Below are 5,448 nucleotides of genomic sequence, written 5' to 3'. Positions count from 1 at the left end.
GTTTGTCTGTTATCCATCTTCGGGTGGTTGGCATATAGAATTCAACGGAGAGTTTGATCCTGGCTCAGGACGAACGCTGGCGGCGTGCTTAACACATGCAAGTCGAGCGGTAAGGCCCCTTCGGGGGTACACGAGCGGCGAACGGGTGAGTAACACGTGAGCAACCTACCCTTCACTTCGGGATAAGCCTCGGAAACGGGGTCTAATACCGGATATCACTGACTACTTCATGGTGGTTGGTTGAAAGTTCTGGCGGTGGGGGATGGGCTCGCGGCCTATCAGCTTGTTGGTGGGGTAATGGCCTACCAAGGCGTCGACGGGTAGCCGGCCTGAGAGGGCGACCGGCCACACTGGGACTGAGACACGGCCCAGACTCCTACGGGAGGCAGCAGTGGGGAATATTGCGCAATGGACGAAAGTCTGACGCAGCAACGCCGCGTGAGGGATGACGGCCTTCGGGTTGTAAACCTCTTTCAGCAGGGACGAAGCGAGAGTGACGGTACCTGCAGAAGAAGGACCGGCCAACTACGTGCCAGCAGCCGCGGTAATACGTAGGGTCCGAGCGTTGTCCGGAATTATTGGGCGTAAAGGGCTCGTAGGCGGTTCGTCACGTCGGGAGTGAAAACTCGGAGCTCAACTCCGAGCCTGCTTCCGATACGGGCAGACTAGAGGTAGGCAGGGGAGAGCGGAACTCCTGGTGTAGCGGTGGAATGCGCAGATATCAGGAAGAACACCGGTGGCGAAGGCGGCTCTCTGGGCCTTACCTGACGCTGAGGAGCGAAAGCGTGGGTAGCGAACAGGATTAGATACCCTGGTAGTCCACGCCGTAAACGTTGGGCGCTAGGTGTGGGGGACATTCCACGTCCTCCGTGCCGCAGCTAACGCATTAAGCGCCCCGCCTGGGGAGTACGGCCGCAAGGCTAAAACTCAAAGGAATTGACGGGGGCCCGCACAAGCGGCGGAGCATGCGGATTAATTCGATGCAACGCGAAGAACCTTACCTGGGTTTGACATATAGGGAAATCTCGCAGAGATGTGAGGTCCGTAAGGGTCCTATACAGGTGGTGCATGGCTGTCGTCAGCTCGTGTCGTGAGATGTTGGGTTAAGTCCCGCAACGAGCGCAACCCTCGTCCTATGTTGCCAGCACGTTATGGTGGGGACTCATAGGAGACTGCCGGGGTCAACTCGGAGGAAGGTGGGGATGACGTCAAGTCATCATGCCCCTTATGTCCAGGGCTTCACGCATGCTACAATGGCCGGTACAAAGGGCTGCGAAACTGCAAAGTGGAGCGAATCCCAAAAAGCCGGTCTCAGTTCGGATTGGGGTCTGCAACTCGACCCCATGAAGTCGGAGTCGCTAGTAATCGCAGATCAGCAACGCTGCGGTGAATACGTTCCCGGGCCTTGTACACACCGCCCGTCACGTCATGAAAGTCGGCAACACCCGAAGCCGGTGGCCTAACCCTTGTGGAGGGAGCCGTCGAAGGTGGGGCTGGCGATTAGGACGAAGTCGTAACAAGGTAGCCGTACCGGAAGGTGCGGCTGGATCACCTCCTTTCTAAGGAGCATTGACAGTCATGGCCCGTAAGGGTGTGGTTGTCTACTCGTCGTTTCCTAGACGTCCGTTCTAGGGCGATGATGCTTCGGAATGTGGAACATTGACCATTAGGCCGGGATCTGCACTGATCGAGCTAGTACTGCGATCTTCTCTTCGGAGGGGTGAGCGTGGAACGTGAGTGGGGTGTGGTGAAAGGCCGAGGCGCGCTGTTGGGTCCTGAGGAATCGGGCCAGTCCTGAGTGATCAGGTTGGAACGGTTTTTCTGGGTCACTACTGCACTGGATCTTTGCGGATCTGGTGTAGCTGTGTGGCTGGGGCCGGCTCTCACCAAACTACGGGTGAGGCTTCCACTGTCTGGGTGTTTATTCCCTGGGTTGTTGGGGTCTTCGATGTAAGTGGTGGATTGGGTCGGTTTTCCTGCCCGTATTTTGAGAACTGTATAGTGGACGCGAGCATCTTCAGTAGTTTTTTGTTGTGTGACAAGCTACTAAGGGCAATCGGTGGATGTCTAGGCACCAAGAGCCGATGAAGGACGTAGGAGCCTGCGATAAGCCCCGGGGAGTTGGCAACCAAGCTGTGATCCGGGGGTGTCCGAATGGGGAAACCCAGCTGGCATTCTAAAGCCAGTTACCAGTTCCTGAACACATAGGGTTCTGGAGGGAACGCGGGGAAGTGAAACATCTCAGTACCCGCAGGAAGAGAAAACAATAGTGATTCCGTGAGTAGTGGCGAGCGAAAGCGGATGAGGCTAAACCATGTGCGTGTGATAGCCGGCGTGCGTTGCGTATATGGGGTTGTGGGAGCATTCAGATCCTAATGCCGTGGGGTCAGGGAGTTATAAATCACTGTTGAAGTCGAATTTTCTGGAAAGTTGAGCCGTAGTGGGTAAGAGCCCCGTAGGCGTAAGACAGTGACTTCCGAGTGTTTTCCCAAGTAGCACGGGACTCTTGAAATCCCGTGTGAATCTGGCGGGACCACCCGCTAAGCCTAAATACTTCTTGGTGACCGATAGCGGACTAGTACCGTGAGGGAAAGATGAAAAGTACCCCGGGAGGGGAGTGAAATAGTACCTGAAACCGATTGCCTACAATCCGTCGGAGCATCCATTCGTGGGTGTGACGGCGTGCCTTTTGAAGAATGAGCCTGCGAGTTAGTGGTATGTGGCGAGGTTAACCCGTGAGGGGTATCCGTAGCGAAAGCGAGTCTGAATAGGGCGCTTTAGTCGCATGCTCTAGACCCGAAGCGGAGTGATCTATCCATGGGCAGGTTGAAGCGCGGGTAAGACCGCGTGGAGGACCGAACCCACCAGGGTTGAAAACCTGGGGGATGACCTGTGGATAGGGGTGAAAGGCCAATCAAACTCCGTGATAGCTGGTTCTCCCCGAAATGCATATAGGTGCAGCGTCGCGTGTTTCTTACCGGAGGTAGAGCACTGGATGGTCTAGGGGGCTTACCGGCTTACCGAAATCAGCCAAACTCCGAATGCCGGTAAGTGAGAGCGCGGCAGTGAGACGGCGGGGGATAAGCTCCGTCGTCGAGAGGGAAACAGCCCAGATCACCAGCTAAGGTCCCTAAGCGATTGCTAAGTGGAAAAGGATGTGGAGTTGCCCAGACAACCAGGAGGTTGGCTTAGAAGCAGCCACCCTTGAAAGAGTGCGTAATAGCTCACTGGTCAAGTGATTCCGCGCCGACAATGTAGCGGGGCTCAAGCAATCCACCGAAGCTGTGGCATTCACATATGTACCCGGCCAGGTTTACCTGGTCCAGGTGTGTGGATGGGTAGGGGAGCGTCGTGCAGCGAGCGAAGCAGCAGAGTGATCTAGTTGTGGATGCTGCACGAGTGAGAATGCAGGCATGAGTAGCGAATGACGGGTGAGAAACCCGTCCGCCGAATGATCAAGGGTTCCAGGGTCAAGCTAATCTGCCCTGGGTAAGTCGGGACCTAAGGCGAGGCCGACAGGCGTAGTCGATGGACAACGGGTTGATATTCCCGTACCGGCATTAACACGACCCGACCGAACCTACTGATGCTAAGACTCAGAAGCTTTGAGGCCTTCGGGCTGATGAGTGGATGTTTCGACCCTAGGTGGTATTAGGTGCACTAAGGAGTGACGCAGGAGGGCAGTCCATCCGCGGCGATGGTAGGCGCAAGCTGATCCGCGGGCAAGGTCGTAGGGTGAGGCATAGGCAAATCCGTGTCTTATATAAGCCTGAGAACCGAGGCGGACCCGTTTAGGGGAAGTGGATGATCCCATGCTGCCGAGAAAAACTTCGTAGTGAGTGTTAGAGCCGCCCGTACCCCAAACCGACACAGGTGATCAGGTAGAGAATACCAAGGCGATCGAGTGAACCATGGTTAAGGAACTCGGCAAAATGCCCCCGTAACTTCGGGAGAAGGGGGGCCGGATGCGTTACGAGACTTGCTCTCGGAAGCGTTGATGGCCGCAGAGACCAGGCCCAAGCGACTGTTTACTAAAAACACAGGTCCGTGCGAAGAAGTAATTCGATGTATACGGACTGACGCCTGCCCGGTGCTGGAACGTTAAGGGGACAGGTTAGCTGGTTTAGGCCGGCGAAGCTTTGAACTTAAGCGCCAGTAAACGGCGGTGGTAACTATAACCATCCTAAGGTAGCGAAATTCCTTGTCGGGTAAGTTCCGACCTGCACGAATGGCGTAACGACTTGGGCGCTGTCTCAACCATGGACTCGGCGAAATTGCATTACGAGTAAAGATGCTCGTTACGCGCAGCAGGACGGAAAGACCCCGGGACCTTTACTACAACTTGGTATTGGTGGTCGGTACAACTTGTGTAGGATAGGTGGGAGACTGTGAAACTCGGACGCCAGTTCGGGTGGAGTCATCGTTGAAATACCACTCTGGTTGTTCTGGCTGTCTAACTTCGGTCCATTATCTGGATCAGGGACAGTGCCTGGTGGGTAGTTTGACTGGGGCGGTCGCCTCCTAAAAGGTAACGGAGGCGCTCAAAGGTTCCCTCAGCCTGGTTGGCAATCAGGTGTCGAGTGTAAGTGCACAAGGGAGCTTGACTGTGAGACAGACATGTCGAGCAGGGACGAAAGTCGGAACTAGTGATCCGGCGGTGGCATGTGGGAGCACCGTCGCTCAACGGATAAAAGGTACCCCGGGGATAACAGGCTGATCTTCCCCAAGAGTCCATATCGACGGGATGGTTTGGCACCTCGATGTCGGCTCGTCGCATCCTGGGGCTGGAGTAGGTCCCAAGGGTTGGGCTGTTCGCCCATTAAAGCGGCACGCGAGCTGGGTTTAGAACGTCGTGAGACAGTTCGGTCCCTATCCGCTGCGCGCGCAGGAGACTTGAGAAGGGCTGCCCCTAGTACGAGAGGACCGGGGTGGACGAACCTCTGGTGTGCCAGTTGTTCCGCCAGGAGCACGGCTGGTTGGCTACGTTCGGAAGTGATAACCGCTGAAAGCATCTAAGCGGGAAGCACGCTTCAAGATGAGGTCTCCCACCGAGTTAATCGGGTAAGGCCCCCAGTAGACCACTGGGTTGATAGGCCAGAGGTGGAAGCACCGTAAGGTGTGGAGCTGACTGGTACTAATAGGCCGAGGGCTTGTCTCAACACCACTATCGTGTGGTCAACAAGACTGCTGCGAAGAAGCACCGCGTCCGCTATACGGTTCCCGAAATACGGTCAACCCCAGCCCCACGAACCCCACACGGGGGTCGTGGTGACTTGTAGGGTGGTTGGTTGATATTTCTATAGAGTTACGGTGACCATAGCGTCAGGGAAACACCCAGTCTCCATTCCGAACCTGGAAGTTAAGCCTGACAGCGCCGATGGTACTGCGACCGGTAGGTCGTGGGAGAGTAGGACGTCGCCGGACATTCACACTGTTAAGGGCCACCCA

Annotated in this window: 3 rRNA genes; all 3 read left to right on the top strand. The window is 55.9% G+C overall.

Going from position 1 to position 5,448, the window contains the following annotated elements:
* The first annotated feature begins 41 nt into the window (after window positions 1–41).
* A 16S ribosomal RNA gene (locus tag G3I17_RS39140) occupies window positions 42–1,559 on the top strand.
* A gap of 477 nt (window positions 1,560–2,036) precedes the next feature.
* Window positions 2,037–5,158, top strand: a 23S ribosomal RNA gene (locus G3I17_RS42420).
* A 148-nt stretch (window positions 5,159–5,306) separates the two neighbouring features.
* Window positions 5,307–5,424: ribosomal RNA gene (rrf, locus tag G3I17_RS39130) — 5S ribosomal RNA — on the top strand.
* Together the 16S, 23S and 5S rRNA genes form the textbook arrangement of a ribosomal RNA operon.
* The last annotated feature ends 24 nt before the right edge of the window (window positions 5,425–5,448 follow it).

Origin of the sequence: Streptomyces sp. SID13031 (assembly GCF_010548305.1) — a bacterium.
In the GTDB taxonomy this organism is placed as follows: Bacteria; Actinomycetota; Actinomycetes; order Propionibacteriales; family Kribbellaceae; genus Kribbella.
Note: the sequence above shows the minus strand (reverse complement) of the source record. Positions and strands in the feature narration are given on the sequence as shown.